General features: G+C 69.2%; 24 protein-coding genes. 20 read left to right on the top strand and 4 right to left on the bottom strand.

Annotated features, from left to right (window positions below; translation table 11 throughout):
• Nucleotides 1–3 precede the first annotated feature (3 nt).
• Both F3087_RS08405 and F3087_RS08410 read left to right on the top strand, forming a co-directional pair.
• Nucleotides 4–1242, top strand: a complete 1239-nt coding sequence (locus F3087_RS08405) for a sensor histidine kinase (protein ID WP_191093857.1) — start codon at nucleotides 4–6, stop codon at nucleotides 1240–1242.
• Complete coding sequence (locus F3087_RS08410; protein WP_150401281.1) at nucleotides 1232–1933, top strand: response regulator; 702 nt, start codon at nucleotides 1232–1234, stop codon at nucleotides 1931–1933. Before F3087_RS08405 ends, F3087_RS08410 begins: the two co-directional genes overlap by 11 nt.
• On the opposite strand, the gene F3087_RS08415 is transcribed toward F3087_RS08410, so the two are convergent.
• Nucleotides 1934–2584, bottom strand: coding sequence for a hypothetical protein (locus F3087_RS08415; RefSeq protein ID WP_150401282.1), 651 nt, complete (start codon nucleotides 2582–2584; stop codon nucleotides 1934–1936).
• A gap of 18 nt (nucleotides 2585–2602) precedes the next feature.
• Here F3087_RS08415 and F3087_RS08420 point away from each other — a divergent pair, with 18 nt between their 5' ends.
• The 6 genes from F3087_RS08420 to F3087_RS08445 all read left to right on the top strand — a co-directional run bounded on the left by F3087_RS08420 (nucleotide 2603) and on the right by F3087_RS08445 (nucleotide 8250).
• Nucleotides 2603–2848 carry a hypothetical protein gene (locus F3087_RS08420; protein WP_150401283.1) on the top strand — a complete coding sequence of 82 codons (246 nt, stop codon included), beginning with the start codon at nucleotides 2603–2605 and terminating at the stop codon, nucleotides 2846–2848.
• An 89-nt stretch (nucleotides 2849–2937) separates the two neighbouring features.
• A complete protein-coding gene (locus tag F3087_RS08425; RefSeq protein WP_150401284.1) occupies nucleotides 2938–3951 on the top strand; it encodes an NAD(P)-dependent alcohol dehydrogenase in 1014 nt (337 codons plus the stop codon).
• Between the two features lie 101 nt (nucleotides 3952–4052).
• Complete coding sequence (locus tag F3087_RS08430) at nucleotides 4053–4439, top strand: hypothetical protein (protein ID WP_150401285.1); 387 nt, start codon at nucleotides 4053–4055, stop codon at nucleotides 4437–4439.
• 173 nt (nucleotides 4440–4612) lie between these two features.
• Entirely contained in the window at nucleotides 4613–5761 is a 1149-nt protein-coding gene (locus F3087_RS08435; RefSeq protein WP_223884919.1) for an alpha/beta hydrolase family protein, read from the top strand.
• Between the two features lie 36 nt (nucleotides 5762–5797).
• Complete coding sequence (locus F3087_RS08440) at nucleotides 5798–7267, top strand: alpha/beta fold hydrolase (protein ID WP_223884920.1); 1470 nt, start codon at nucleotides 5798–5800, stop codon at nucleotides 7265–7267.
• Nucleotides 7268–7371: 104 nt separating this feature from the next.
• Complete coding sequence (locus F3087_RS08445; protein ID WP_150401286.1) at nucleotides 7372–8250, top strand: HAMP domain-containing protein; 879 nt, start codon at nucleotides 7372–7374, stop codon at nucleotides 8248–8250.
• Nucleotides 8251–8252: 2 nt separating this feature from the next.
• Here F3087_RS08445 and F3087_RS08450 read toward each other — a convergent pair whose 3' ends face one another.
• Nucleotides 8253–8786: a catalase family protein gene (locus F3087_RS08450; protein ID WP_150401287.1), complete on the bottom strand. Its 534-nt coding sequence runs from the start codon at nucleotides 8784–8786 to the stop codon at nucleotides 8253–8255.
• 116 nt (nucleotides 8787–8902) lie between these two features.
• Between F3087_RS08450 and F3087_RS47295 the strand changes: the two genes are divergently transcribed.
• The 10 genes from F3087_RS47295 (at nucleotide 8903) to F3087_RS08500 (ending at nucleotide 20575) form a co-directional block, all read left to right on the top strand.
• Nucleotides 8903–11635 (top strand): helix-turn-helix transcriptional regulator, encoded by a 2733-nt coding sequence (locus F3087_RS47295; RefSeq protein ID WP_150401288.1) that lies wholly within the window; start codon nucleotides 8903–8905, stop codon nucleotides 11633–11635.
• 72 nt (nucleotides 11636–11707) lie between these two features.
• Entirely contained in the window at nucleotides 11708–13219 is a 1512-nt protein-coding gene (locus tag F3087_RS08460; RefSeq protein WP_150401289.1) for a GMC family oxidoreductase, read from the top strand.
• A 15-nt stretch (nucleotides 13220–13234) separates the two neighbouring features.
• The gene (locus F3087_RS08465; RefSeq protein ID WP_150401290.1) at nucleotides 13235–14671 is read left to right on the top strand and encodes an aldehyde dehydrogenase family protein; all 1437 of its coding nucleotides are present in this window, start codon (nucleotides 13235–13237) and stop codon (nucleotides 14669–14671) included.
• Nucleotides 14672–14673: 2 nt separating this feature from the next.
• On the top strand, nucleotides 14674–15255 hold the full coding sequence (locus F3087_RS08470) for an antibiotic biosynthesis monooxygenase (protein ID WP_150401291.1): 582 nt from the start codon (nucleotides 14674–14676) through the stop codon (nucleotides 15253–15255).
• Entirely contained in the window at nucleotides 15252–15890 is a 639-nt protein-coding gene (locus F3087_RS08475; protein WP_150401292.1) for an NADPH-dependent F420 reductase, read from the top strand. Before F3087_RS08470 ends, F3087_RS08475 begins: the two co-directional genes overlap by 4 nt.
• A 134-nt stretch (nucleotides 15891–16024) precedes the next feature.
• Nucleotides 16025–16645, top strand: coding sequence for an NAD(P)H:quinone oxidoreductase (gene wrbA / locus F3087_RS08480; protein WP_150401293.1), 621 nt, complete (start codon nucleotides 16025–16027; stop codon nucleotides 16643–16645).
• Nucleotides 16646–16664: 19 nt separating this feature from the next.
• Entirely contained in the window at nucleotides 16665–18182 is a 1518-nt protein-coding gene (locus tag F3087_RS08485; protein WP_223884921.1) for a GMC family oxidoreductase, read from the top strand.
• Complete coding sequence (locus tag F3087_RS08490; protein WP_150401295.1) at nucleotides 18179–19285, top strand: NAD(P)-dependent alcohol dehydrogenase; 1107 nt, start codon at nucleotides 18179–18181, stop codon at nucleotides 19283–19285. Before F3087_RS08485 ends, F3087_RS08490 begins: the two co-directional genes overlap by 4 nt.
• Entirely contained in the window at nucleotides 19282–20169 is an 888-nt protein-coding gene (locus tag F3087_RS08495; protein WP_223884922.1) for an alpha/beta fold hydrolase, read from the top strand. Before F3087_RS08490 ends, F3087_RS08495 begins: the two co-directional genes overlap by 4 nt.
• Before the next feature lie 79 nt (nucleotides 20170–20248).
• Nucleotides 20249–20575 carry a hypothetical protein gene (locus F3087_RS08500; protein WP_150401296.1) on the top strand — a complete coding sequence of 109 codons (327 nt, stop codon included), beginning with the start codon at nucleotides 20249–20251 and terminating at the stop codon, nucleotides 20573–20575.
• Nucleotides 20576–20626: 51 nt separating this feature from the next.
• Here F3087_RS08500 and F3087_RS08505 read toward each other — a convergent pair whose 3' ends face one another.
• The gene (locus tag F3087_RS08505; protein WP_150401297.1) at nucleotides 20627–21205 is read right to left on the bottom strand and encodes a GNAT family N-acetyltransferase; all 579 of its coding nucleotides are present in this window, start codon (nucleotides 21203–21205) and stop codon (nucleotides 20627–20629) included.
• A gap of 77 nt (nucleotides 21206–21282) precedes the next feature.
• Nucleotides 21283–21483 (bottom strand): DUF5988 family protein, encoded by a 201-nt coding sequence (locus F3087_RS08510; RefSeq protein WP_150401298.1) that lies wholly within the window; start codon nucleotides 21481–21483, stop codon nucleotides 21283–21285.
• A gap of 454 nt (nucleotides 21484–21937) precedes the next feature.
• On the opposite strand from F3087_RS08510, the gene F3087_RS08515 reads away from it, so the two are divergent.
• Both F3087_RS08515 and F3087_RS08520 read left to right on the top strand, forming a co-directional pair.
• On the top strand, nucleotides 21938–22729 hold the full coding sequence (locus F3087_RS08515) for an IclR family transcriptional regulator (RefSeq protein WP_150401299.1): 792 nt from the start codon (nucleotides 21938–21940) through the stop codon (nucleotides 22727–22729).
• Between the two features lie 19 nt (nucleotides 22730–22748).
• Nucleotides 22749–23516: an SDR family NAD(P)-dependent oxidoreductase gene (locus F3087_RS08520; protein ID WP_150401300.1), complete on the top strand. Its 768-nt coding sequence runs from the start codon at nucleotides 22749–22751 to the stop codon at nucleotides 23514–23516.
• Nucleotides 23517–23743 lie beyond the last annotated feature (227 nt).

Consider the following 23743-nt stretch of genomic DNA (forward strand, 5'->3'; position numbering starts at 1 on the left):
GTTATGGCGATTACTACCTTGCCGCCGGAGCACACCGCGCGACCATGGCATCAACGACTGCCGGTGTTCCAGCACCGGCCGGGCGATGCCGGGCCGGACGCGATCGATATCGCGATCGCGGTCGGCTGCTTCGCGGTGTTCACGCTGCCGCTGCTGGTGGGGGCGGTCAGCGGGATCGGCTCGTTGCCCGCGATCGCGATATTAGGTGCGGCGGCGGTGGTTCCGCTGATCTTCCGGCGGCGGTGGCCGCTGGCGGTGCTCGTCGCGGTGGCCGCGGTGCTCTGCCTGGCCGCGGTGCTCGGCATTCGATTCACCCCGTGGGTGAGCAACACCGGTCCCGCGTTCGGCATCGCCGTGCTCACGCTGGCGGATCGGCGACCGCGGCGTGAGTCGCTGGTCGCGACCGGTGTGGCGCTGGTCGCGCTGTACATCACCGGGTGGGTCGCGACGGACCTGCATCTCGATCAGGAACAGGACTTCGTGCAGCTGCTGATCGCCATTCCGGCCTGGCTGATCGGCGACATGCTGCGCGCTCGGCGCGACTATCGGAACAGTCTTGCCGTGCAGCAACGGCATTGGGCCGCGGAAGAGGAACGCCGGATTCGCGCCGAGGAACGGTTGCGGGTGTCGCGCGACGTGCACGACTTGATCTCGCACACGCTGAGCATGGTCGCGGTCCGTTCGGGAGTGGCACGACTGCTGCTCGACGAGCAGCCGGGGGAGGCCCGCCAGGCGCTGGGCGCGATCGAGACGGCCAGCCGGTCGGCGCTGAACGAACTGCGGCGCGTGCTGGCGCAGACCCGCGAACCCGGGCAGCGACTCGACCCGGGCGAACCGGGGCTTGCCGAGATTTCCGGCCTGGTCGACGGCCTGCGGCACGACGGCCTGGCCGTGGAATATCACGTCACCGGCGAACCGGTCGACTATCCCGCGCTGTTGCAGACCACGGTCTATCGCATCGTGCAGGAGGCGCTCACCAACGTGGTCAAGCACGCGCACACCGACCGCGCGCGGATCGAGATCCGGCATGCGCCGCACGAGCTGACGGTGTCCGTCGAGGATGATGGTCCGGTGGCCGAGGCCGCCGATCGGCCGGACGGCAGCGGCTCCGGCCTCGGCCTGATCGGGATGCGTGAGCGAGTGTCGTTGTTCGGCGGACGATTCGAGGCCGGCTCGCGCCCCGAGGGCGGCTTCGCCGTCGCCGCGTACTTCCCGATCGACGAGGATGCCGATGTTTCCTGAAACTGTTGCTACAACAAGCGAATCGGATCCGATCCGGGTGCTGATCGCCGATGACGAAGCGTTGGTCCGCGCCGGGTTCCGTGTCCTCGTCGACTCCGCGCCGGATCTCACCGTCCTCGGCGAGGCCGGCAATGGCGGCGAAGCGGTGCGGCTCACTCGGCAACTGCGACCCGACGTGGTGCTGATGGACATCCGGATGCCGATCATGGACGGCCTCGAAGCGATGCGGCACATCGCGGCCGGCGGCGCGGACGGCCCACATGTGTTGATAGTGACCACGTTCGACCAGGACGAGCACGTCTTCCAGGCGCTGCGCAGCGGCGCGAGCGGCTTCATCCTCAAGGACTCGCCGCCGGAGGAACTGCTGCACGCGATCCGCGTCGTCGCCAAGGGCGACGCACTCCTGACGCCGAGCATCACCCGCCGCATGATCAGCGCGTTCGCCCGCCAGCCCGCGGCGCCTGCCTCACCGCCGGGTGCGCTGTCCGCGCTCACCGACCGCGAGCGGGAAGTCTTCGAACACATCGCGACCGGGCGCTCCAACGCCGAAATCGCCGACACGCTCTTCGTGAGTGTCGCGACGGTCAAGACCCACGTCGGCCGCCTGCTCACCAAACTCGACGTCCGCGATCGCGCCCAATTGGTCGTTCTCGCTTACGAAACCGGCATCGTGGTGCCGGGCAGCAACTGATCAGTCCGGCTTCGGCGGTGTCTCGACGGCGATTTCGTCGCCGAGTTCGAAACCGTTGGACAGGCGCAACCGGTCGCCACTCCAAAACCGGCCCGGGTCATACCAATTGGGGCTGCGGTCCGACGGCAGCAGCCCCATCGACTGGTAGGTCGCGGCCACGATCTCCGCGCAATACGCCTTCTCCAACTCCCGGGCCGACGGCTGACGCGACTTGCGCGGCAGGCTCACCCGCCCGCGCAGCCAGCGTCCGGCCAGACCGGCGGTGGACGGGAACGGGGTTCCGTCGAGCCGTGCGATGGTGCGCAACAGGCTGTCTTCCATCTCCCGGGTGGCCGGACGATTCAACTGCCGAAACCAGGCCTGCTGACCGTAGCGATGCGCCCACACCAGCACGGCGTCGCGCAGACTGTGCAGCTGGACGCCGCGGTGTGTGGTGCCCGACCACATGTCGACCAGCGAGTGGCCGAGCTCGGCATGCCAGATCAGCGCGGGCATATCGTCGATCACCACCGACATGCCGACATGATTCACCGGACTGTTCGTGGTCAGCCGAATCGCCCGGTCAGCCGCCGAATGGCCGCGGAACAGCCAGATGTCGCCCGTTCTCGTCAGCTCGAGCGCTCGGTCGAGATTGATGCTCGTCCCCGTCATGGCCGTAGCCTATGCGGTATGAGGTGGTGGAAGGCAGTGGGATTGGCGGGTGCGGCCGGTGTGGTCGCCACCGGCGTGGTGGTCGTGCGGGCCGAGCGTCGTCGTCGCGCGTACACCCCGGATCAGGTTCGCGAACAACTACACGTGCGCTTCGCCCAGGCCACGTCGGCGGAGCAGGCGGTCGAAACCGCTGCTCCGGCAGCACAAGAGGCGCGCGGGATCCGGGCGCTGCTGCGGCGGTTGTTCCGGCGGTCGCAACGCTGAACCGGCGCATTCGGCTGCGCGCGGGCGGTATCCGGTGATCTGATCGATCCACCCGGCGCCGCCGAGCCGGGGCTCCGAAAGGCAGTGACATGCGCGCAGCGGTCTTGGAGACGGTCGGGAAGATCGCGATCGTGGAACGGGCCATCCCCGAACCGGGTCCGGCCGAGGTGCTGATCAAGGTCGGTGCGGTCGGGGTGTGCGGGTCGGACGTGCACTACTACGAGCACGGCCGGATCGGCGGGCACGTGGTCGAACAGCCGTTGGTGCTCGGTCATGAAGCGTCCGGCGTGGTGCTCGGGCTCGGTGCGAACGCGCGTCGGCATGCTGTCGGGCAACGGGTTTCGCTCGAGCCGGGCGTGCCGGACCTCACCTGCGTGCAGTGCCGGGCCGGGCGCTACAACCTGTGCCCGGGCATCCGGTTCTTCGGCACGCCGCCGATCGATGGCGCGTTCTGCGAATACGTCGTGCTGCACGAGGAATTCGCGCACGCGGTGCCGGATTCGCTGACCGACGAGGCGGCCGCGCTGCTCGAGCCGCTGTCGGTCGGGGTGTGGGCGTGCCGGAAAGCGCGCGTGAGCGCGGGTGATCGCGTGCTGGTGAACGGCGCGGGACCGATCGGACTCGTTTGCGCGCAAACGGCATTGGCCTTCGGGGCGGCCGAAGTGGTGATCACCGACGTGAATCTGCGACGGCTGACGCTGGCCACCGAACTGGGTTGTACGCGCGCCGTGGATGTCGGCGTCACCGAGCTCGGCGACACCGGCTTCGAACCGAACGTCCTGCTGGAATGCTCCGGCCATCCGGTGGCGATCGGCGCCGCGGTGCGGACCGTGGCCAGGGCCGGACGGGTGGTGCTCATCGGCATGGGCGGCGACGATGTGCCGCTGCCGTTGCCCTACCTGCAAGAACATGAGCTGGAGCTGACCGGGACTTTCCGCTACGCCAACACGTGGCCGACGGCGATCGCGCTGGCGGCCGGCGGACACGTCGACCTCGATAGACTGGTCACCGGCAGATTCGGCCTCGAACAGGTAGCGGACGCGTTGACCAGCGGACGCGTCGACCCCGGCTCGATCAAGCCGATCGTGCTACCCGGCAGCTGATCGCGAACCCAGCCGAAATTGCCAGGGCTGCAACCTTTCACGACACGTAACGTTGCACGGCACGCCAGATCTGCACGTCGAATCGGAAGGAGCACAGAAGGATGACCACCAACTCCGAACGCCTCGCCCGAGGTGCCGCGCTCGCCGCGGTAACCGGCGCGGCCCTGCTGATGAACACCGGCACCGCCGCGGCTGACGAATGGCCGTCGAACACCGGCGGGCTCTCCGTCTACGAGACCAAGGACTTTGCCGTCCCCAGCGATCCCGACTACTGGAATCCGTTCTCCGAACGCCACCGACTGAGTTCCCCGTTCGGCACCGGCACCCGCATCGTGTGCACCGGCTTCCACGGTGTCCAACAGGACTGCTGGCAAGCCGACCTCGACGGCAACCCGCACAAGCTCAACCGCGCCCCGCTCGACGTGCCGTGGGCCGGCTCCGCCCAGACCGGACGTTACGGGCCGATCCACTACGTGTACCCGAGCTGAGTTACCGAGTCGACGCGGCGTGCCGCCTCCCTCCCGGGGATGATTTCGCCCCCACCGGCCACCTTCTTACCTCCCTTTGTCATCGGCCCGACATTGGTTTGCCGACGGTCGCGCAGCATAAGCGCTGAACACCCGGCAGCTGCCGGGTGCGCCGACGAAGAGGAGTTCGGAAGGTGCGCATCATTGCCGCAATCATGCTCGCGCTGACACTGCCCGTGGCCGGTATCGCCGGTGCGGCCGAGCCCGACGTGCCGCAGGTGTCGTCGGGCTCGGCTGTAGCCGCGGTCGTTCATTTGCCTACGCCCACTGGGTCTTTCGCGGTGGGACGGAATGTGCTGCATCTCGTCGATTCGGCCCGGTCGGATCCGTGGACGCCGGCGCAGTCGCGTGAGTTGATGGTCAGCATGTACTACCCGGCGCAGCGAGGTGGTGGTTCGCTCGCGCCGTACGCGACGGATCAGGAAAGTCGGCTTCTGCTCGATGGCGGCGGGATGGCGGGTGTCCCCGCGGAGTTGCTGAGCAAGGCGGGTACCAATGCTGTGGTGGATGCCGCGCCGGTGGCGGGCGCTTACCCGATGGTGGTGTTGTCGCCCGGGTTCACCGCGGGCCGATTCACCCTCACCGCGCTGAGTGAGGAGCTGGCGAGCCGCGGCTATGTGGTGGCCGCGGTCGATCACGCCGGTGAGACGTTCGGGACCGAGTTTCCCGGCGGCCGGATATCCACCTGCGTGGCCTGTGATCGGGTGACCGATGCCGCTTCGCTGAAGACGGTGGCCGAGACCAGAGCCCGCGACGTCGCCTTCCTGCTCGACCGACTCACCGGACCCGCGCCGATCTGGCCGCACGCCGGCCTCATCGATAAGGCGCGAATCGGCATGGCGGGCCACTCGATCGGCGGTGCGAGCGCCGCCGCCACGATGGCGGTCGACGCCAGGGTGCGCGCCGGCGTGGACATGGACGGCTCTTTCCCCGGCATCGTGCCGGCGGCGGGTCTGGGCGAACGCCCCTTCCTGATGCTCGGCGCCGACGGTGAGACCAGCCCCGGCGGCGATCCGTCGTGGGACGAGGCCTGGACCCGGCTGCACGGCTGGAAGCGATGGCTGACCCTGGCCGGCGCGGATCACGACTCGTTCATCGACACCGGCGCGCTCGCCGAGCAGGCCGGAATGCCGAGCCAGACCGCGCTGAGCGGTGCCCGGGCGGTCGAGCTGACGCGCGCAGTGGTGGCCGCGTTCTTCGACCATCAGCTGCGCGGTCTCGACGAACCGTTGCTGGACAATCCGGTAGCCGCCTTCCCGGAGATCCGATTCCACAATCCGTAACCCGGCCGATCGACTCGACGAAGGGAGCTGCGCGAGATGGGCAGCAAGATGTTGGCCGGGATCGGACTCACCGCGGCGCTGACCGCCGGCCTGATCACGGCCTGCGGCAGCGGTGAGTCCGCGAGTCCCGCATGGTGTCCGACGGTGCCGGGGCACGAGGTGTCCTGCGGCGTGCTGAAACGGCCGGTCGTCGCCGATCGGCCCGAGCTGGGCGAGCTCGACGTCAGTTACGCGCTGGTGCGACACAGTCGCCGGGACGCGCCCGTCGCGGGCACGATCGCGCCCAATCCGGGTGGGCCGGGCGGGCCGATCATCGAGCAGGCGGAGCCGGCGGTGACGTTGGCCGAGTCGCTCCTCGACGATCACGACCTGCTGCTGATCGATCCGCGCGGGACCGGATTGTCGAGCCCGTTGGACTGCGGACTCGGCGCCGAGGCGGTCGAACTGGCCAGCCGGGCTCGGCAGCGGGACGTGGTCGGGCAATGTGGTGAGCGGCTCGGACCGCGCGCGGCGGGCTACACCTCCGCGGCCACCGCCGATGATTTCGACGCCGTGCGTGCCCGGCTCGGCATCCCGAAGCTGGTGCTGTACGGCCTGTCCTACGGAACGTATCTGATGCCGATCTACGCGCAGCGGCATCCCGGCACCGTACAGTCGATCGTGTTGTCGGGCGCGTATCCGATCGATTTCGATCCGTTGTCGCGGCCGAGCGCCCAAGCGGTTTCGCTGACCCTGCACCGCATCTGCGAGCGCAGCAAGCAGTGTGACGGCGACACCGCCGTCGCCGATCTGGCGGCAACGATGGATCGATTGCGGACCGCCCCGCTCACCTTCGACGGTCTGTCGGTGACCGAAAGTCAGCTCAGCAGTTTGGTCTTCGAGTCGGCCAGCGGCGGGGTCGGGGCGGATCCGGCGACGCTCACCCCGTTGGGCGCGCTGCCCGCCGCGCTGCACAAAGCGGTGCGCGGCGACGATTCGGCGCTGCTGGAGTTCGTCAAGGCGACCGCGCCGTCGGACGACGGGGACGCGCCCCTGGCGATAGCGGTGGTCTGCAACGACTACGCCAAAGCATGGTCACCGGATATGCCGATAGCACAACGTGATTCGGCATATCGGCAAGCCCTGTCCGCGACCGCGCCCGGTGACTTCGGTGCGTTCAGTGCCGCCGGCTTCGACGGCGGCTCGAGCGACGGCGGCGACATCTGCCTGCAGTGGCCGAGTTCCGGTTCCGTACAACCGCATTCGAACGGCCTGCCGGACGTGCCGGTGCTGGTGCTTTCGGGTGATCTGGACGCGAACACCCCTGACGTCAACGGCCGGCTGGCGGCCGCGCAGTTCCGGCGGGCCACGTTCGTATCGGTCCCGAACACCGGTCATGTGCCCGGACCGGAACCGACCGGTTGTGTCGTCGGCATCGTCGACCGCTTCGTCCGCGCCACCTCGACGGACGATCTCACCTGCCTTGACCGGATACCGCCGATCGCGGTGACGGCGGTCACGAACTGATGGCCTGTGTCGCTGGTCGACGGCCCGACCAGCGACAATAGCCGGATGATCACTGCCGCCGATCGTCCCGAGCCGTGCCGAGGCGTCGGATCTCGGGTCGCGTGATGCTCCGGGCCAGGATCACCGCCGTCGCGGTCGCGGCAACCACGGTGGCCATCGTCGTCATCGTCGGCTCGTTCTACGGCAGGACCAGCGAGGTCGTCGCCGATCAGCTCGATCGCAGCCTGAACGACCGCGCGGACACCGTCCTGGCCGTGCTCGACTCCGGCGGTTCGCTGTCTCCGCGACCCGACACCGTCGAGCAGATCCTGTTACCCGACGGCACCGTGCGCCTGCTGGGCTCGGGCTACCAACCGCTACCGATCTCCGACGCGGATCGTGCGGTCGCCCGAACCGGCAGCCGCACAGTCGAATCCGACCTGGACGTCGACGGTCAGTCGTACGGGCTGCTCACCCGGCCGCGGCCCGGCGGCGGCGCGGTGATGGTCGCCCAGCGCTATCACGAACCGGAACGGATCGCCCGCGAATTCTTCTGGCGCGCACTCGGGATCACCATGATCGCGGTGGTGGTCGCGGCGCTGCTGAGCTGGCTGGCGATCGGCCGCATCCTGCGACCCGTGCGGCGGCTGCTCGCCGCGACCGAACGCATCAGTTCGACGCAGGACCTGCGCACGCCGCTGCCCGCCGCGGGCCGCGACGAAATAGGCCGCCTCACCGGCAGTTTCGACACCATGCTCGCCGCGTTGCGCCGCTCCCGCGACCAGCAACACCGGCTGGTGCAGGACGCCGGCCAGGAACTGCGCACACCGCTGACCTCGATCCGCGGCAGCGCCGAACTCCTGCACAGCGCCGAACTCGACGCCGAGGCCGAAACTCGCGTGCTGGCCACGCTGGTCCAGGAATCCGCCGCGCTCGACGAACTGGTGGCGGAGCTGGTCGAACTCGCCTCCGACAAGCACAGCGCGGAATCCGACGCCAGGTGACGCTATCCCGCTGCGGGGGAAGGGATTGCGAGACGTCCGGTTCGATATCCGCGAGCCGCGGCATAGATCTTGCTGCGCTCCTTGGACAGCTGGTCCTGCGGTGCGGTGATGCCGTCCGGCACGCGGAGCGTATCGAAATCGGGTTCCGCTGAAGGTGATTCGCTTCGAGTGAGCGTCAAGGTGCCGAGCGGGACTGTTTGCGTGCCGTGCCACAGCCGAGTCGGGTCGTGCACTTCGTCGATGGCGTCCGGCAAGTGCGCGGTCAGCTCGAACCGAACCGGGAGACGATCGGCCAGGTCGGTCACGAGATAGTCGCGCGGCATTGCCTGCGCCGCAACGGGATCGAGGGTCGGCAGCGGGCGCAACGGCCGCCAGCTCAATCGCGCCCATCGAGTCGCGCCCGGCGGGTACGGGGTGAATTCGCCGGTCGCCCAGCCGCCGCGCGCGTGCAGCAGTCGCTGCCCGAGGTTTGCTCCGGTCGCCGCCGCCACCTGTTCGGCGAGGTGGGCGCCGTCGTCATGCGGATCGCTGTTCACGCTGACGACGGTACGGTCTGCGCGGTCGCGAGCGTATCGGTCACCGTATCGGTCGTTCGTGACGCGCATAACGCGCCGATGGTCGGTCGCCCGGATTCCCGTACGATTCCTTCGAAATGAAACTGTTCGGACGGCGCCAGGAAAAGACGGAGCTCGAGCGGGTCCTCGATGGCGCGCGGCGTGGCACGGGGTCGGCACTGATGTTCTGGGGTGACCCGGGCATCGGGAAGACCGCGTTGCTGGAGTACGCGACCTCGACCGCGGCCGACTTCACCGTGCTGTGTTGCCGCGGCACCCGGATGGAGTCCGGTCTCGCCTTCGCCGCACTGCACGAGCTGCTGTGGCCGGTGATCGATCGGATCGACGCATTGCCGGCACCTCAGGCGGCGGCCTTGCACGGTGCCCTCGGGCGCAGCGGTGAGGCGGCGAACCGATTCCTGATCGGCGCGGCCACCCTCACGCTGCTGTCCAATTTCGCCACCGAACGACCATTGCTGATCACCGTCGACGACGCCGACCTGCTCGACGAGCCGACCGCCGAATGCCTGGCCTTCATCGCCCGGCGACTGCGCACCGAACCGATCGCGATGCTGCTCGCCGGACACGACGACCCCGCGCACGGCGGACCCTGGGAACAGATCTCCGGCGTCGAAGTCACCCCACTGTCCGACACCGACGCGAGCGACTACGTGCGGCACGAAGTCGCGGGCGCCGACGCGGACACCGTCCGCCGCACCGTGCGGATGGCCGCGGGAAACCCGTTGGCACTCCGCGAACTTCCCGGCATCAACGACGACGACGGAGAGCGGGCACCGGTCGGCCCGCTGTTGCGTCGCGCGTTCAGCGCCCGCACCGCCCGGCTCAGGCCGGCGGCCCGGACCTTGCTCCTGGTCGCGGCGGCCGAGAACCGTGGCGACGCGCGCGCGATCCGCGAGGCGGCGGCCACGCTCGGCGCGGGCCCGGCGGCCTGGGACGAAGCGCAACGATCCGGCCTGCTCGTCGTCGCCGACGGCCGAACCCGATTCCGCACCCCGCTGGTCTCGGCCGTCGTATACGAAGAAGCGCCCTTCCCGGAACGCCAAGCGGCACACCGTGCATTGGCGCAGACGATGCGCGGCCAGGACAACGAAGGGCTGCGCGCCTGGCATCTCGCCGCGGCCGCCGACGAGACCGACGAGGAGATCGCCGCACTGCTGGAGAACCACGCGCGCGACTGCTGGCGCCGCGGCGGTTATGCCACCGCCGCGCGAGCGATGCGCCGGGCGGCGGCGTTGTCACCCCTGCCCGCCGACGCGGGCAGGCGGCTAGCACTCGGCGCCAGATCCGGCTGGGAGGCAGGTCAAGTCGACACGGCCCGCGAGCTGCTCGATCGCGCCGACCGACTGGCCTCCGCGGAAGCGGTGGCGCTGGGCAGCGGCGGGCTGCGCGGCATCATCGAATTCGCCTGCGGTGATCAGGGGCGCGCGAATCGGTTGCTGCTGCGCGACACGCACTCGGTGGCGCACGCGGCCGAAGCAGTCGAGCTGGCGTGCTTGGCGATTCGAGCAGGCTGGTCGGGCGGGTCCGTCACCGCGCAGGCCGACGCGCTGCACCGGCTCGCGGAATTGGCGACCGACGCCGAATTCCCGGAGGTCACCCTCCTTTCCACGGTCGAGCAGTGGTGGAGCACCGGCCCCGGCCCGCGGCCGGTGCCGTGGACGGACGAGACGGTCGCCCAACTCGACACGGTCTCCTGGCGGCTGATGCCACCCGCGCCGCTGGGCGTCGCATGGGGCTTGGAACTTCGCCTACGAGATGTCTACCGGCACAAGGTCGACGAACTACGCCGGACGAACGCGCTCATCGGCCTGATCCTGACGACCTCCCAGACGGTGACCCTGGACATCGTCTGCGGGCGCTGGACCGAGGCGACCGCCAACGCGACGGAAACGTTGCGCCTCGCCGAGGAGATCGGCGCCGAACACGGTGCCTCCCAATGCCGTAACTCCTTGGCCTGGCTCGCCTCGTTACGTGGCGACCAGCAGGCCGTCACCGAATTAACCTCCCGCACACTGGAACTGTCGATCCCGCGCGGCGTGCGCGCACTGACCGCCGCCGCCTACTGGCACCGCGGCCAGGCCGCGCTGTTCGCCGGCCGACCGGGCGAGAGCCTGGAAGACCTGCTCCGGCTGACCGAACCCGGACACCACGCCGAACACCCGACCTTCGCCCTGCTCGCCGCCGAAGACACCGTCGAAGCGGCGTGCCGGGCGGGACGCGCCGAACAGGGTGCCGCGGCGTTGCGCCCGTTGCAGGAATGGGCCGACCGCACCGGAGCCACCTGGGCCGTGGCCGCCGCGTACCGAAGCGCCGCGCTACTCGCCACCGACGACGCGGAAGAGCTGTTCCAGCGCGCCCTCCAAGTCCCCGGCGCGGCCGAGCGCCCCTTCTGCCACGCACGCACCCGGCTGCTCTACGGCGAATGGCTGCGCCGTGCCCGCCGCCGCACCGATGCCCGGGTACAGCTGGCCGAGGCCGCCGAGGTCTTCCGCCGTCTCGGCGCCGTGCCGATGCTCGAACGCAGCCTGAACGAGCAGGAACTGACCGGTCAGCAACTGCGCCGCACCGAATCGCCGAAGGGCAGCATGGAGGCCCCGCTCACCCCGCAGGAACTGCGGGTGGCCAAGCTTGCCGCGGACGGCCTCACCAATCGCGAGATCGCCGCCCAACTGCTGATCAGCCCCCGCACGGTCGGCCATCACCTGTCCAGCGTCTTCCCGAAACTCGGGATCGTCGGACGCGGCGAACTGGCCAGGGTCGATTTCGAGAACGGCCTGCGCCTGACGGTCGACAGCTCTCCCGTGACCTAGGCCGGTGACGTCGGTCACCGACCTATTCGATGACCGATTTCAGGCGGCGCGCACACTCATAGCGTCGTCGGTATGAACGACGACAACGCATCTCGGCTCACCGTGATCGTCGGTGGCGGTTCGGCCGGGGCTGTGCTCGCCGCCCGGCTCAGCGAGGATCCCGATCGACAGGTCCTCCTGCTGGAGGCGGGCCCGGCCTACGCGCCGGACGGATATCCCGACGAGGTCGCCGACAGCAGCGTGCTCGGCGGGTACACCGGGCACGACTGGGGTTACCACTCCGAGCCGGGCTATCTCGGCCACCCCGTCGCGGTTTACCGCGGCAAGGTGCTCGGCGGCAGCTCGGCGGTCAACGGGTCCGTCGCCGTTCGCGCTCTTCCGTCCGATTTCGAGCGCTGGTCGAAGAGCGGACTCGAGGGTTGGTCGTACGAGGACCTGCTGCCCGCCTTCCGGGCGTTGGAGTCCACCAGTGCGGGTGCGGACGCGCTGCACGGTCGCACCGGGCCCCTGCCCATCGAGCAGTTGACTCGCGAGGACCTCAGCCCGATGCAGCGGGCGTTCGTGGATGCCGCTCTCGCCCAGGGTATTTCGGGTGTCGATGACTTCAACGGCGCCGACCCCGACGGCGTCGGCCCGTACCCGATGAACGTGCGCGACGGTGTCCGCGTCAATACCGGCATGGCTTACCTGACCGAAGAGGTGCGCGCTCGCCCCAATCTCACGATCAGCGCCGGCCTGCTCGTCGACCGTGTGCTCTTCGAGGACGGGCGAGCGGTGGGTGTCGTCCTCGCCGACGGCACCGAGGCGCGGGCCGACGAGGTGATCCTCAGCGCGGGCGCCTACGGCAGCGCCGCGATCCTGCTGCGCTCGGGCATCGGCCCCGCCGCCGATCTTGCCGCCCTGGACATTCCGGTGGTCGCGGACCTGCCCGTCGGGCTGCGATTGCAGGATCACCCGTTCTACTACAACGCCTACGCCGCCGACCCCGATCGCATCGGTGCGCAGACGCCGGTGATCGGCGCGAAGGTCTGGACCGGTAGTTCCGAAGCGGCCGAGGGCGAACTGGATCTGCACATCACCGCCACGCACCTGTTCGACCACACCACCAGCCCCACCGGCGTCGGGTTCGTGCTCGCGGTGGCACTGGTGCGCCCGCAGTCGCAAGGCACGCTGACCCTGGTCAGCCGCGACCCGGCGGACGCGCCCCGGATCGAGCTCAACTTCCTCGCCGAGCCCGACGACCGCCGCCGCCTGATCGAGGGCATCGAACTCGCCCGCCGTCTCGGCGGCACCCTGCCGCTGGCCGAACTCGTTGTGCGCGAGCTGAATCCGGGTCCGCAGGCGGTGAGCGCCGCCGACCTCGAGGCCTCGATGCTCGCCACCCTGGACACCTACCACCACCCGACCTCCACCGCCCCGATGGGCGCGGACGACGATCCGACCGCGGTGACCGACCGGCTCGGCGCGGTGCGCGGTGTCCCCGGCCTGCGTGTGGTCGACGCCTCGATTTTCCCCGACGTCCCCTCCGCGGCGACCAACCTCACGGTCATCGCCGCTGCCGAACACATCGCCCGCCAGATCTGAAGGAAAGACGTCACTGTGACCAATTCCGTTCTCCCGCACGCCCGCAACTACATCGACGGTCAGTGGACCGACTCCACCACGCACACCGAAACTTTGAACCCGGCCACCGGTAAGGTGCTCGGCACCTTCGCCGACGCCGGCGCCGACGAGGCCCGGGCCGCAATCGCTGCCGCCCGAACCGCTTTCGACACCACCGGCTGGGCCCGCGACCGAAATCTGCGGGCGAAGGCGCTGTTCGAGATGGCGGATCACCTCCAGGCCCGCCGCGAGGAATTCATCAGCCTGCTCGCCCGCGAGAATGGAAAGATCTTGGGCGACGCGACTTTCGAGGTCGACCTGACCGTCCCGAAGTTGCGGTACTACGCCGCGCTCGCGCTGAGCGATCACGGCGGCGCGGCCGAGGTCCGGCCCGGCCTTTACTCCATGACGCTTCGGGAACCCGCGGGTGTCGCCGGTGTCATCGCACCGTGGAATTCGCCACTGGTGCTTGCTGTTCGGTCGTTCGCCCCCGCCCTGGCCGCAGGCTGCACGGTGGTGCTGAAGCTGCCCGGTCAGACCGGCTTGATCAACGGTTTGATCAGCGAGCTGGTCGCGCAGACCCAGAGCCTGCCCGCCGGAGTCATGAACGTTTTCACCGAGTCCGGCAATGACGGTGCGCCGCTGCTCATTTCGTCACCCGACGTGGACGTGGTCAGCTACACCGGCTCGACCGCGGTCGGCCGGGCGATCATGGCGAACGCCGCGCCGACGCTCAAGCCGCTGTCGCTGGAACTCGGCGGCAAGAGCCCGATGATCGTCTTCGACGACGCCGACCTCGACGCCGCGGTGCCGGTGCTGACCAAGGCGATCACCACCTTCACCGGCCAGTTCTGCATGACCGGTAGCCGAATCCTGGTGCAGCGCGGCGTCGCCGACGAACTGCGGCGCCGGATGGTCGCCGCGCTGGAAGCGGTGAAGGTCGGTCCCGGCGACGACCCGGACAGCGAGATGGGCGCGATGATCGATGAGCGCAACGCCGAGCGGGTCGAAGGCGTCGTCGCCGACGCCGCCGCGTACGCGACGGTGCTGGTGCGGGGTCGACGGGACGGCGCGTTCCTGCATCCGTCCCTCGTCGAGGTCGACGATCTGAATGCGCCCATCGTGCAGCACGAGGTATTCGGCCCGGTCGCCACCTTCGAGGTGTTCGATACCGAGGCGGAGGCGATCACTCGGGCCAATGCCACGGAATACGGTCTGGCGGCGTCGATCTGGACCCGCGACGTCGATCTGCCGCTGCGCGTCATGCGGGAGATCAAGGCGGGCACGGTCTGGACCAACACCTGGGCCATCGTGCACGACATGTTCGAGGAGGGCGGCTTCAAACAGTCCGGTCTCGGCCGCCTCAACGGTCTGCGCGGTCTCGAAGAGTTCCAAGAGACAAAGCATTTCGTGCACGCGGCCGCGCGGGGCTGAGCATGTCGTCCGTTGTCCTCGCGCATCGCGGGGATGTGGCGCTGATCGTGGCCCGAACGGTCGAACCGGGTCACGAGCAGCACTTCCAGGAGTGGGCGCGCGGGATCCTGGCGGCCGCCGCCACTACGGACGGCTACCTGGGCGGCGGCCTGTTCCATCCGGTCGCGGACGGTGACCCGTGGATCATCGTGCACCGCTTCCGGAATCAGGACGCGCTGCAAGCGTGGCTGGACTCGCCGCAGCGGGCCCGGTTCTTCGACAATTCCGCGGGACACCGGCACACCGAGGTCGCGCGGCGTGAGCTGACCGGCATGGAGACCTGGTTCGCGGACCTGAACCCCGCCGCGGTCGTCCCGCCGCGCTGGAAGATGGCGGCCAGCTCCGCTATCGGGATCTTCCCGATCTCCCTATTCGGCAGCGCGGTCCTCGCCCCGCACCTGACCGCGCTGCCGCTGGTATTGCGGACCGCCGTCTTCGCCGCGCTGTTCAGCGTCCTGATGACCTACGCGTCCATGCCACTGGTGACCCGCGCACTGCGCCGCTGGCTCCGACCGAACATCAACCCCCACAAGGAGATTCCATGACCACCGCAATCATCGGCACGGGCAACATCGGCAGTCGCCTCGCGGCCGACCTGATCGAGGGCGGCGTAGACCTGCTGCTCGCGGGCACCGACCTGGCCGGCACCCAGGCCCTCGTCGCGAAGCTCGGCGAGCGGGCGACCGCGGTCACCGTTGACCAGGCCGTCGACCAGGCGGACGTGATCATCTTCGCGGTCTGGCTCGACACCACCAAGCAGCTGCTTGCCGAATACGGTGACCAGCTGTCGGGCAAGATCCTGGTCGACCCGTCCAACCCGATCGCACCGGCCGGCGACGGCGGTTTCGTGAAGACGATCCCCGCCGACCAGTCCGCGGGCCAGATCCTGGCCGCCCTCGTCCCCGCGAACGCCAAGCTGGTCAAGGCCTTCGGCACGCTGTCCGCCGAGTCCCTCGGTTCCGCCTCCCGTCGGACACCCGAGCTCGCGGTCGGCTTCTACGCCGCGGACGACGAGGCGGCGGGCAAGACAGTCGCCGAGCTGATCACCGCGGCGGGGTTCGACCCCGTCCCGGTCGGCGGCCTCGACCAGTCCATCCGCATCGAGGTCTTCGGCGACCTGCACGAGTTCGGCGCGCTCGGCAAGGTGGTCGGCCGCACCGCGGCGCTCGCCGCGCTCTGACCTCGGACGCCGCCTTCGGCACCGCGCTGAGCTGCGCGTTCAAAATCCGTTCAGTGGGCCTCGAGGCGCCGCCCGCATCATCTGTGCCGAGTGCCGGGCACCCGCGCGGCACTCGCTCTCAGACAAGGAAGTGCATGAGTTCGGATATCAACGTCGCGATCATCTACTACTCGGCCACCGGCAGCGTGCACGCGCTGGCCCAGGCGTCCGCCGACGCCGCCGAGAAGCTGGGCGCGACCGTGCGGTTGCGCCGGGTGCACGAGCTGGCGCCGCCGGAGGCCATCGCCGCCAACCCGCGCTGGGCGGCGCACTTCGCGGCCACCAGGGACATCCCGGAAGCCGTTGTCGGCGATATGGATTGGGCCGACGTCATCCTGTTCGGCTCGCCGACCCGGTTCGGCCTGCCCGCCGCTCAGCTCAAGCAGTACATCGACCTCGCGGGCGGACTGTGGGCGCGTGGCGGGCTGGTGAACAAGGTCTGCTCGGCGTTCACCTCGACCGGCACCGCGCACGGCGGCCAGGAGACCACGATCCTGGCCATCGCCAACACCTTCTACCACTGGGGCGCGATCATCGTCCCGCCCGGCTATGCCGACCCCATCCAGCACAAGTCCGGAAACCCTTACGGCACAAGCCATGTCTCGGACAACGGCGCGATCGTGCCGGGCGAGACCGAGCTGGCCGCGATGGAATTCCAGACCCGCCGCGCCGTCGAGGTGGCCGCGGCCCTGCACCGCGGCAAGGAAGTTCGGTAACTCCAGCATGAGGAATGACGTGAACCACGATTACATCGTTGTCGGCGCCGGCTCCGCGGGCGCGGTCGTCGCGCGCCGGCTGGTCGACGCGGGGCATCGGGTGTTGCTCCTGGAAGCCGGTCCCGCCGACCGCAATCCGGCGATCCACGACCCGTTACGCTCGGTCGAGCTGTGGGGCAGCGAGGTCGACTGGGCGTTCAGCACCGAGCCGCAGACCTATGCCGACGGCCGGTCGCTGCCGTGGCCGCGGGGCAAGACCCTCGGCGGCAGCAGCGCGTTCAACGGCATGATCTACGTCCGCGGTATCGCCGCCGACTACGACGCGTGGGCGTATCAGGGTGCGGCAGGCTGGGATTGGCGCGGCGTCGAGCCGTACTTCCGCCGCCTGGAGCGGTTCGAGGACGGTGCGGACGGCCGCGGCACCGACGGGCCGCAGTACGTGCAGCGCAACCCCGGACCGGATCCGCTGGTGCGGGCGTGGGTCGCGGCCGCGCAGGAGTACGGCCTGCCGTTCAACGACGACTACAACACCGGGGACATCACCGGCGTCAGCTACACCCAGCACACCATTCGTGACCATCAGCGGCAGAGCACCTGGGTCGGCTACGGCCGCCCCGTGCAGGACAACCCCGACCTGACGGTGATCACCGGCGCGCAGACCACCCGCGTGCTGTTCGACGGAGATCAGGCGATCGGCGTCGAGTACCTGCGCGAAGGACTGCGCTACACCGCGTACGCCGACGCCGAGATCGTGCTCTCGGCAGGCGTTTTCGGCTCGCCGCAGCTGCTCATGCTCTCCGGCGTCGGCCCGGGGGAGCACCTGCGGTCGCTCGGCCTTCGGGTGCGTGCGGACCTGCCCGGCGTCGGGCAGAACCTGCAGGACCACTGGTCCAGCCCGCTGGTCTGGCGGTCCAAGCAGCCGGGTCCGGCGTGGGCCGCGCAGGGACTGGAGGCGCACTTCTTCGCCGGCACTCGCCCGGGTCTGATCGCGCCGGATATCCAGCCGCTGTTCCTGTCCTGGGTCTACCCGCTGCCGGGTGTCGAGCTGCCGGAACAGGGCTTCTCCGCGGTCGCGCAGCTGCTGCACCCGTACAGCCGGGGCGAATTGCGTTTGCGCTCTGCCGATCCCACCGCGGCGCCGATCCTGGACCCGCGCGTATTCGCCGATCCGCGCGACCTCGAGACCCTCGTGGACAACCTGGAGATGCTGCGCGCGATCACCGCCCAGGACGCCATGCGGGACTGGGTCGACGGCGAGGCGGTACCGGGACCCGGCGTGCGCACGCGCGAGCAATGGCGCGATCACGCGCGCGCCACCGTCGTCAGCGGGCATCACCAAGTCGGCACGGCCCGAATGGGTCTGGACGCCCACTCGGTCGTCGATCCGGAACTGCGGGTGCACGGCATCGCCGGCCTGCGCGTCGCCGATGCCTCGATCATGCCGACGCTGCCCAGCGGAAACACCAACGGCCCCAGCATCATGATCGGCGAGAAGGCCGCCGACCTGATCCTCGATCGGGCGGTGGAACTCGGATGACGACCACGATCACCGCGTCCGTCGCCCGCGAGGGCCTGGACGAATTCCGGGTAGAGCAACTGGAATTGGAAGATCCGCGGCCGGACGAGGTGCTCGTCCGTTACATCGCCTCGGGCTTGTGCCACACCGATCTGGAGGCCGCGCGCGGCAATGTGCCGACGCCGCGGCCGGTCGTCCTCGGACACGAAGGCGCGGGCGAGGTCGTCGCGGTGGGCTCCGCGGTCACCGGTTTCGCGGCGGGCGACCGGGTGCTGCTGAGCCTGGACTCCTGCGGCACCTGCCTGAATTGCCTCAGCGGCCAGCCTGGTTACTGCGATCGCCACATTCCGCTGAACTTCCACGCGGCGCGCGCCGACGGTTCGGTGGGCTTGCGCGACGCCGCGGGCAAGCCGGTGCACGACCACTTCTTCGGGCAGTCCTCGCACGCCACCCACGGTCTCGCGCATCCGCGCAGCCTGGTGAAGGTGGATTCGCGGACGCCGCTGGAGGTGCTCGCGCCGATGGGTTGCGGCGTGATCACCGGCGCCGGGGCGGTGCTGAACTCGCTGCGGGTGCAGGCCGGCAGCACGGTCGCCGTCTTCGGGGCGGGCGCGGTCGGGCTGAGCGCGGTACTGGCCGCGGTGGTCGCGGGCGCGGCGCAGCTCATCGTGGTCGACCGCAATGCCGAACGGCTCACGCTCGCAAGTGAACTCGGTGCCACCCACCTGGTGGATGCCACCGAGGCGGACGCGGCCGAAGCGGTGCGCGAGCTCACCGGCGGGCGCGGCGTGGACTACAGCGTCGAATCCACCGGCGTGCTCGCGGTGATGAACACCGCCATCGCCGCCCTCGCGCCGCTGGGGGCCGCGGCCATCCTCGGCGTCACCGCGCCCGAGGCGGCCCTGCAGGCGAACGTGTTCGAACTGCTGAAGGGCCGCACGGTCAGCGGGTCGGTGATGGGCCACCAGGCGCCGGGAGTGCTGATTCCACGGCTGCTGCGCCTGTACGAGGAGGGCCGATTCCCGGTGCATCGGCTGGTCCGCACCTACCCGCTGACCCAGATCAACACCGCCGTCGCCGACGTCAAAGCCGGCGCCACGGTGAAAGCGGTGCTCACCACATGACCCGCACGCAAGACCTGACCACTGGATTCACTACGAAAGGCACATCGACCATGAAGACCAAGCGCACTCGCGTCGGCCGCACCATGCTCATCGGCATGGCGGTCGCGCTGAGCATGGCCGCGACCGCGTGCTCGGCCAAGGCCGACAACAGCCCGGCCGCCGACCAGTCGTTCGAGAAGCCGTCGGTGCTGCTCGTGCACGGCGCGTTCGCCGACGGCTCCAGCTGGAGCAAGGTGGCCGAGAAGCTGCAGCGGGACGGCTACCGGGTCACCACCGCCGCGGTCCCGCTGCGCGGCCTGACCTACGACGCCGCCTACATCCGCGGTGTGCTGGACGGCATGCCGGGCAAGACCATCGTGGTCGGTCACTCCTACGGCGGCGCGGTCATCACCAATGCCGCGACCGGCTCGCCCAAGGCCGCCGGACTGGTCTACATCGCCGCGTTCGCCCCCGACAAGGGCGAAACCCTCGGTGAGCTGGACGGGCGTTTCGGCGGCCCGGCCAGCAAGATCGCCGGGCCGCGCGAGTACCCGCTGCCGGACGGCAAGGGCAACGCGCCCGAACTGGTCATCGCGCAGGACAAGTTCGGCGAGTTCTTCGCCCAGGACCTGCCCGCCACCGACGCGGCGGTCCTCGCGGCCGGGCAGCGGCCCATCGCGGTCGCCGCGTTCACCGATCCGTCCGCGGAACCGGCCTGGAAGACGGTGCCGAGCTGGACCCTCGTGGCCACGGACGACAAGATGATCCCGCCGGCCGGACAGCGCGAGATGGCCGCCCGGATCAAGGCCACGGTCGTCGAGCACGCGGGCAGCCACGCCATCGCGCTGTCGCAGCCGCAGGCCGTGGTCGACATCATCGAATCCGCGGCCGCCAAGACCGCCTGATCGGCGCCCGGCACGCCGGATATGGGCGGGCGATACCGGTCGGCTGTAATAGTCCGCCGGTATCACCGATAGTCAGGGCATGAAACGAGTACTCGCGTGCGTAGGTATCGGTGCCGCTGCTCTGCTGTTCGCTGCTCCGATCGCCTCCGCTGACCCTGACGCCGACGCCACGCTTGCCAACCGGCACGACTGGTCCGGTGAGTTCATGTCGCAGAACAACCTGCGCCTGTCGTCGCGGATCGTGATCAGTCCGTACGGCACCAGCCGGCCGATCATGTGCAGTGGCGGGGACGGGCACTATTCGCTGTTCCCGTACGACTGCACGCAGAACGACGACAACGGTGTTCCGCACCAGCTGGACCGCGTCATCGCCCTCGGCGGCGGCGGTGTCTGGCTGTACCGCTGACCGTGTCGAACTGAAGGTCCCGCCTGTTCGCAGGCGGGACCTTCATTCTGTTCAGGGGCGGTCGGGCTGACCGGACAGGTCACCGGGCAGCAAACTGAACAGCACGGAGTCGCGGCGCTCGTCCTGGGCCCGCATATGCGAGCGCAGGATGCCCTCGCGGACGAATCCGGCACGCTCGGCGACGCGCTGGGAGGCGAGGTTGTCCGGCGAGCAGGTCAGTTCCAGACGGGCGATGTCGAGTGCCTCGAAGGCCCAATGTGCCAGCAGCCGAACGGTTCTGGTGGCCGCACCGCGTCCGCGGGCCGGTGGCGCGAGCCAGTAGCCCACGCCGGCCCGCTGCTGGTCGAGGTCGATGTCGTAGACCGAGCAGCCGCCCCAGACGTGCCGCGGATCGGCGGCGTCGACGATGGCGAGGCTGAGTTTGCGGCCGCGCTCCCGATCGCGCGTCTCCTGCGCGAAGGTCTCACGTACGCGCGCCTCGGTGATCGGTTCGGCGGACAGCAGCGAGAAGCGGCGGAACTCCGGGTCGGCGTACCCGGCCAGCCGTTGATGCAGGTCGGAGGCCCGCCAAAGCCGTAGCGCGACAACGTTATCGCTGAGCGGCGGGTCGGGAATCGGTAGATCCGGCATGATTCGAACGGTAGCCGCCATGACGCTGCGTGCCCACCGGCCCGAGGTGCACAGGTCGGACCGGTACGGGCGGCTGTTCACTCGGCCGCCCTGGTGCGGAACGACCAGAGGAAGACCGGGAAGTAGTTGCCGTCGAGTTCGACGTTGTAGCCGGTCGGATCGAAGTGTTCGTAGCCACTCAGGCGGGGTACCTTGACCGGTGCGGACACCTGGGCCTCGTCGATCTGCCAGAGTTCCGGTTCGCCGGAAGGTCCGCCGACCAGAACGATTTCGATCATCTGTGACACCCTTATCACCTGACTTGCTGTGGTCGAGAAGGTCGGGAAATACCGACTACTCCGCGACCTTAGGTATGCGGCGGAGGGTGTCTAAGCGAGCGTTCCGGGGCATGGAACATCGGTCGGGCGAACGGAATTCGGCTCGATGTGCGCGAATTGCCACGAAATCGGCTATGTGGGTGGATAAACCCTGGCGTACTGAACTCGAGGGTGCGACATTAGTTGTGTAGTTGCGATACAGCGCTCTGCACGGTGTACGTGCAAACCCTATGTGGAAGTGCCGTTTCGCGTAGTCCGTGACGTAAAGTCCGGATTCGCGGGCTCGGGAACAGGCCTTTCATAAGGGAGTTGCGGATGTTGATTCCATCGCGGTCACCCAGCGTGCTCAGCGGTATGTGCAATTATCCAGCGCGGTCGCCGAGTGCGGCAGTTCGCCGAGTCGAGATCCGGTCCGATGTCTGAGTCGCTGGAGGCCGACAATCTGGTGAGCCGGGCGGCGCGGGTACTGGATCTGCTGGGGGATCAGGCGAGCCCGGTCGCGCTGTCGAATATCGCTCGATGGGCCGGAATACCGAAGACCACGGTGTGGCGGCTGCTCCGGATTCTCAGCGCGAACGGCCTGGTCGAGCGGCAGGACGTCGGATATGTCGTCGGACCCCGGCTGGTGCACATCGCGGCACTGCCGGAGGACCACGAGCTGCTGCGCGCCTCGGCCGTGCCGTTCCTGGTCGATCTGCACGTGCGAACCGGGGCGATGGTGTCGCTCGGCGTGCTGGCCGGCTCGGAGGTGCGCTACCTCGAACGGATCTACGGGCACCTCGCGGCGCGGACGCCGTCCTACGGGCGTTCCTTCGCGCCCGCCCACTGCACCGCGATCGGCAAGGTCCTGCTGGCCTACAGTCCGGACCGGCCGTTGGAGCTGACCCGGCCCGGCGCGCTGATCCCGGTCACGCCGCGATCGATCACCGATATCGACGAACTGAGCGCGCAGCTGCAGGCCGCTCGCGACCTCGGAATCGCGGTCAACGACGGGGAATTCGTGCGTGGCGTGCGCTGTGTCGCCTGCCCGGTGCTGGAGGGGCATCAGCGGCGGCCGATCGCGGCGGTGGCCATCGGCGACACGGCCTCGAGTCTCGACGTGGATCGGGCGAGTAAGCAGATCCGGCAGACCGCGTTCGCGGTGTCGGTCGCGGTCCGCGCGGCGGCGAACAGCCGGCGCGGGCACGCCATGAGCCGAAGTTGCTGAGCGATGAGATGATCTGCGCATGGATGCGGGTGTGCGGCGGGTGGCGTTGGTGACCGGAAGTTCGCGCGGACTGGGGCGCGCGATCGCGCTGCGGTTGGCGCGGGATGGAATGGCGTTGGCGGTCAACGGATTACGTGAGAGTGCGGCGGCGTGTGCGGTGGTCGGCACGATTCGGGACGAGGGCGGCGTCGCGGATCTGTTCGCCGCGGACGTGACCGACGCGGATCAGGTAGCGGGGCTGGTCGATTCGGTCGGGGAGCGGCTGGGACCCATCGAGGTGCTGGTGTTGAACGCGACCGGCCCGCAGCCGGGCTCCGCGATCACCGACACCGGGTGGGAAGATCACCTGGCGCAGCTGGCGTTCTTCGTGAAGAGCCCGGTTCTGTTCGGGCGCACGGTGATTCCGGGGATGCAGGAGCGGCGATTCGGCCGGGTCGTCACCATTGATTCCGAGGTCGCGCATCGGCCGCCGCCCGGGCACTCGCCCTACGCGGTGGCGAAGAACGCGCAGATCGGTGTCGCGACCAGTTGGGCGCGCGAGCTGGCGCCGTTCGGCATCACCGTCAATAGTGTTGCGCCGGGCTATATCCCGTTCGAGCGGCACGACGAGCGACAGCTGGAAGTCGCGGACATGGACACCGCGGGTTACCTCGCGTCGGTCCCGGTCGGTCGGATGGGGACCGTCGAGGACATCGCGCACGAGGTCAGCTTCCTCGCCTCCGACGGCGCGGGATTCGTCACCGGACAGCGCATCGTGGTCGACGGTGGACGCGCGCTCGGCGCCTGAACCGCGGCCGCACCGGACCGAATTGTCACACAGATGTGTCGCCGATCCGGACACTTGTTCACCTGGTCGTGGCCTTGCCGCACGATGCTGTATGGAGGCAGGCAAGCCGTGCGGCGCCGACTTCCGCTACCCGCTGTCATCGGCCGCGGCCTGGCAGGCGACAGTTAGGGCCATCAGAACACCACTGCTAACAGGATGCGCAGGCGCCCCGTGGTAACAGGAAGATC

Origin of the sequence: Nocardia colli (assembly GCF_008704205.1) — a bacterium.
In the GTDB taxonomy this organism is placed as follows: Bacteria; Actinomycetota; Actinomycetes; order Mycobacteriales; family Mycobacteriaceae; genus Nocardia; species Nocardia colli.

Excerpts from the sequence above, each read along its gene's own strand:
- F3087_RS08460 (WP_150401289.1), top strand. The coding sequence starts at position 11,708 with ATGAACGACGACAACGCATCTCGGCTCACCGTGATCGTCGGTGGCGGT.
- F3087_RS08405 (WP_191093857.1), top strand. The coding sequence starts at position 4 with ATGGCGATTACTACCTTGCCGCCGGAGCACACCGCGCGACCATGGCAT.
- F3087_RS08470 (WP_150401291.1), top strand. The coding sequence starts at position 14,674 with ATGTCGTCCGTTGTCCTCGCGCATCGCGGGGATGTGGCGCTGATCGTG.
- F3087_RS08420 (WP_150401283.1), top strand. The coding sequence starts at position 2,603 with ATGAGGTGGTGGAAGGCAGTGGGATTGGCGGGTGCGGCCGGTGTGGTC.
- F3087_RS08495 (WP_223884922.1), top strand. The coding sequence starts at position 19,282 with ATGACCCGCACGCAAGACCTGACCACTGGATTCACTACGAAAGGCACA.
- F3087_RS08505 (WP_150401297.1), bottom strand. The coding sequence starts at position 21,205 with ATGCCGGATCTACCGATTCCCGACCCGCCGCTCAGCGATAACGTTGTC.
- F3087_RS08410 (WP_150401281.1), top strand. The coding sequence starts at position 1,232 with ATGTTTCCTGAAACTGTTGCTACAACAAGCGAATCGGATCCGATCCGG.
- F3087_RS08490 (WP_150401295.1), top strand. The coding sequence starts at position 18,179 with ATGACGACCACGATCACCGCGTCCGTCGCCCGCGAGGGCCTGGACGAA.
- F3087_RS08440 (WP_223884920.1), top strand. The coding sequence starts at position 5,798 with ATGGGCAGCAAGATGTTGGCCGGGATCGGACTCACCGCGGCGCTGACC.
- F3087_RS08475 (WP_150401292.1), top strand. The coding sequence starts at position 15,252 with ATGACCACCGCAATCATCGGCACGGGCAACATCGGCAGTCGCCTCGCG.
- wrbA (WP_150401293.1), top strand. The coding sequence starts at position 16,025 with ATGAGTTCGGATATCAACGTCGCGATCATCTACTACTCGGCCACCGGC.
- F3087_RS08425 (WP_150401284.1), top strand. The coding sequence starts at position 2,938 with ATGCGCGCAGCGGTCTTGGAGACGGTCGGGAAGATCGCGATCGTGGAA.
- F3087_RS08510 (WP_150401298.1), bottom strand. The coding sequence starts at position 21,483 with ATGATCGAAATCGTTCTGGTCGGCGGACCTTCCGGCGAACCGGAACTC.
- F3087_RS08415 (WP_150401282.1), bottom strand. The coding sequence starts at position 2,584 with ATGACGGGGACGAGCATCAATCTCGACCGAGCGCTCGAGCTGACGAGA.
- F3087_RS08515 (WP_150401299.1), top strand. The coding sequence starts at position 21,938 with ATGTCTGAGTCGCTGGAGGCCGACAATCTGGTGAGCCGGGCGGCGCGG.
- F3087_RS08430 (WP_150401285.1), top strand. The coding sequence starts at position 4,053 with ATGACCACCAACTCCGAACGCCTCGCCCGAGGTGCCGCGCTCGCCGCG.
- F3087_RS47295 (WP_150401288.1), top strand. The coding sequence starts at position 8,903 with ATGAAACTGTTCGGACGGCGCCAGGAAAAGACGGAGCTCGAGCGGGTC.
- F3087_RS08520 (WP_150401300.1), top strand. The coding sequence starts at position 22,749 with ATGGATGCGGGTGTGCGGCGGGTGGCGTTGGTGACCGGAAGTTCGCGC.
- F3087_RS08500 (WP_150401296.1), top strand. The coding sequence starts at position 20,249 with ATGAAACGAGTACTCGCGTGCGTAGGTATCGGTGCCGCTGCTCTGCTG.
- F3087_RS08445 (WP_150401286.1), top strand. The coding sequence starts at position 7,372 with ATGCTCCGGGCCAGGATCACCGCCGTCGCGGTCGCGGCAACCACGGTG.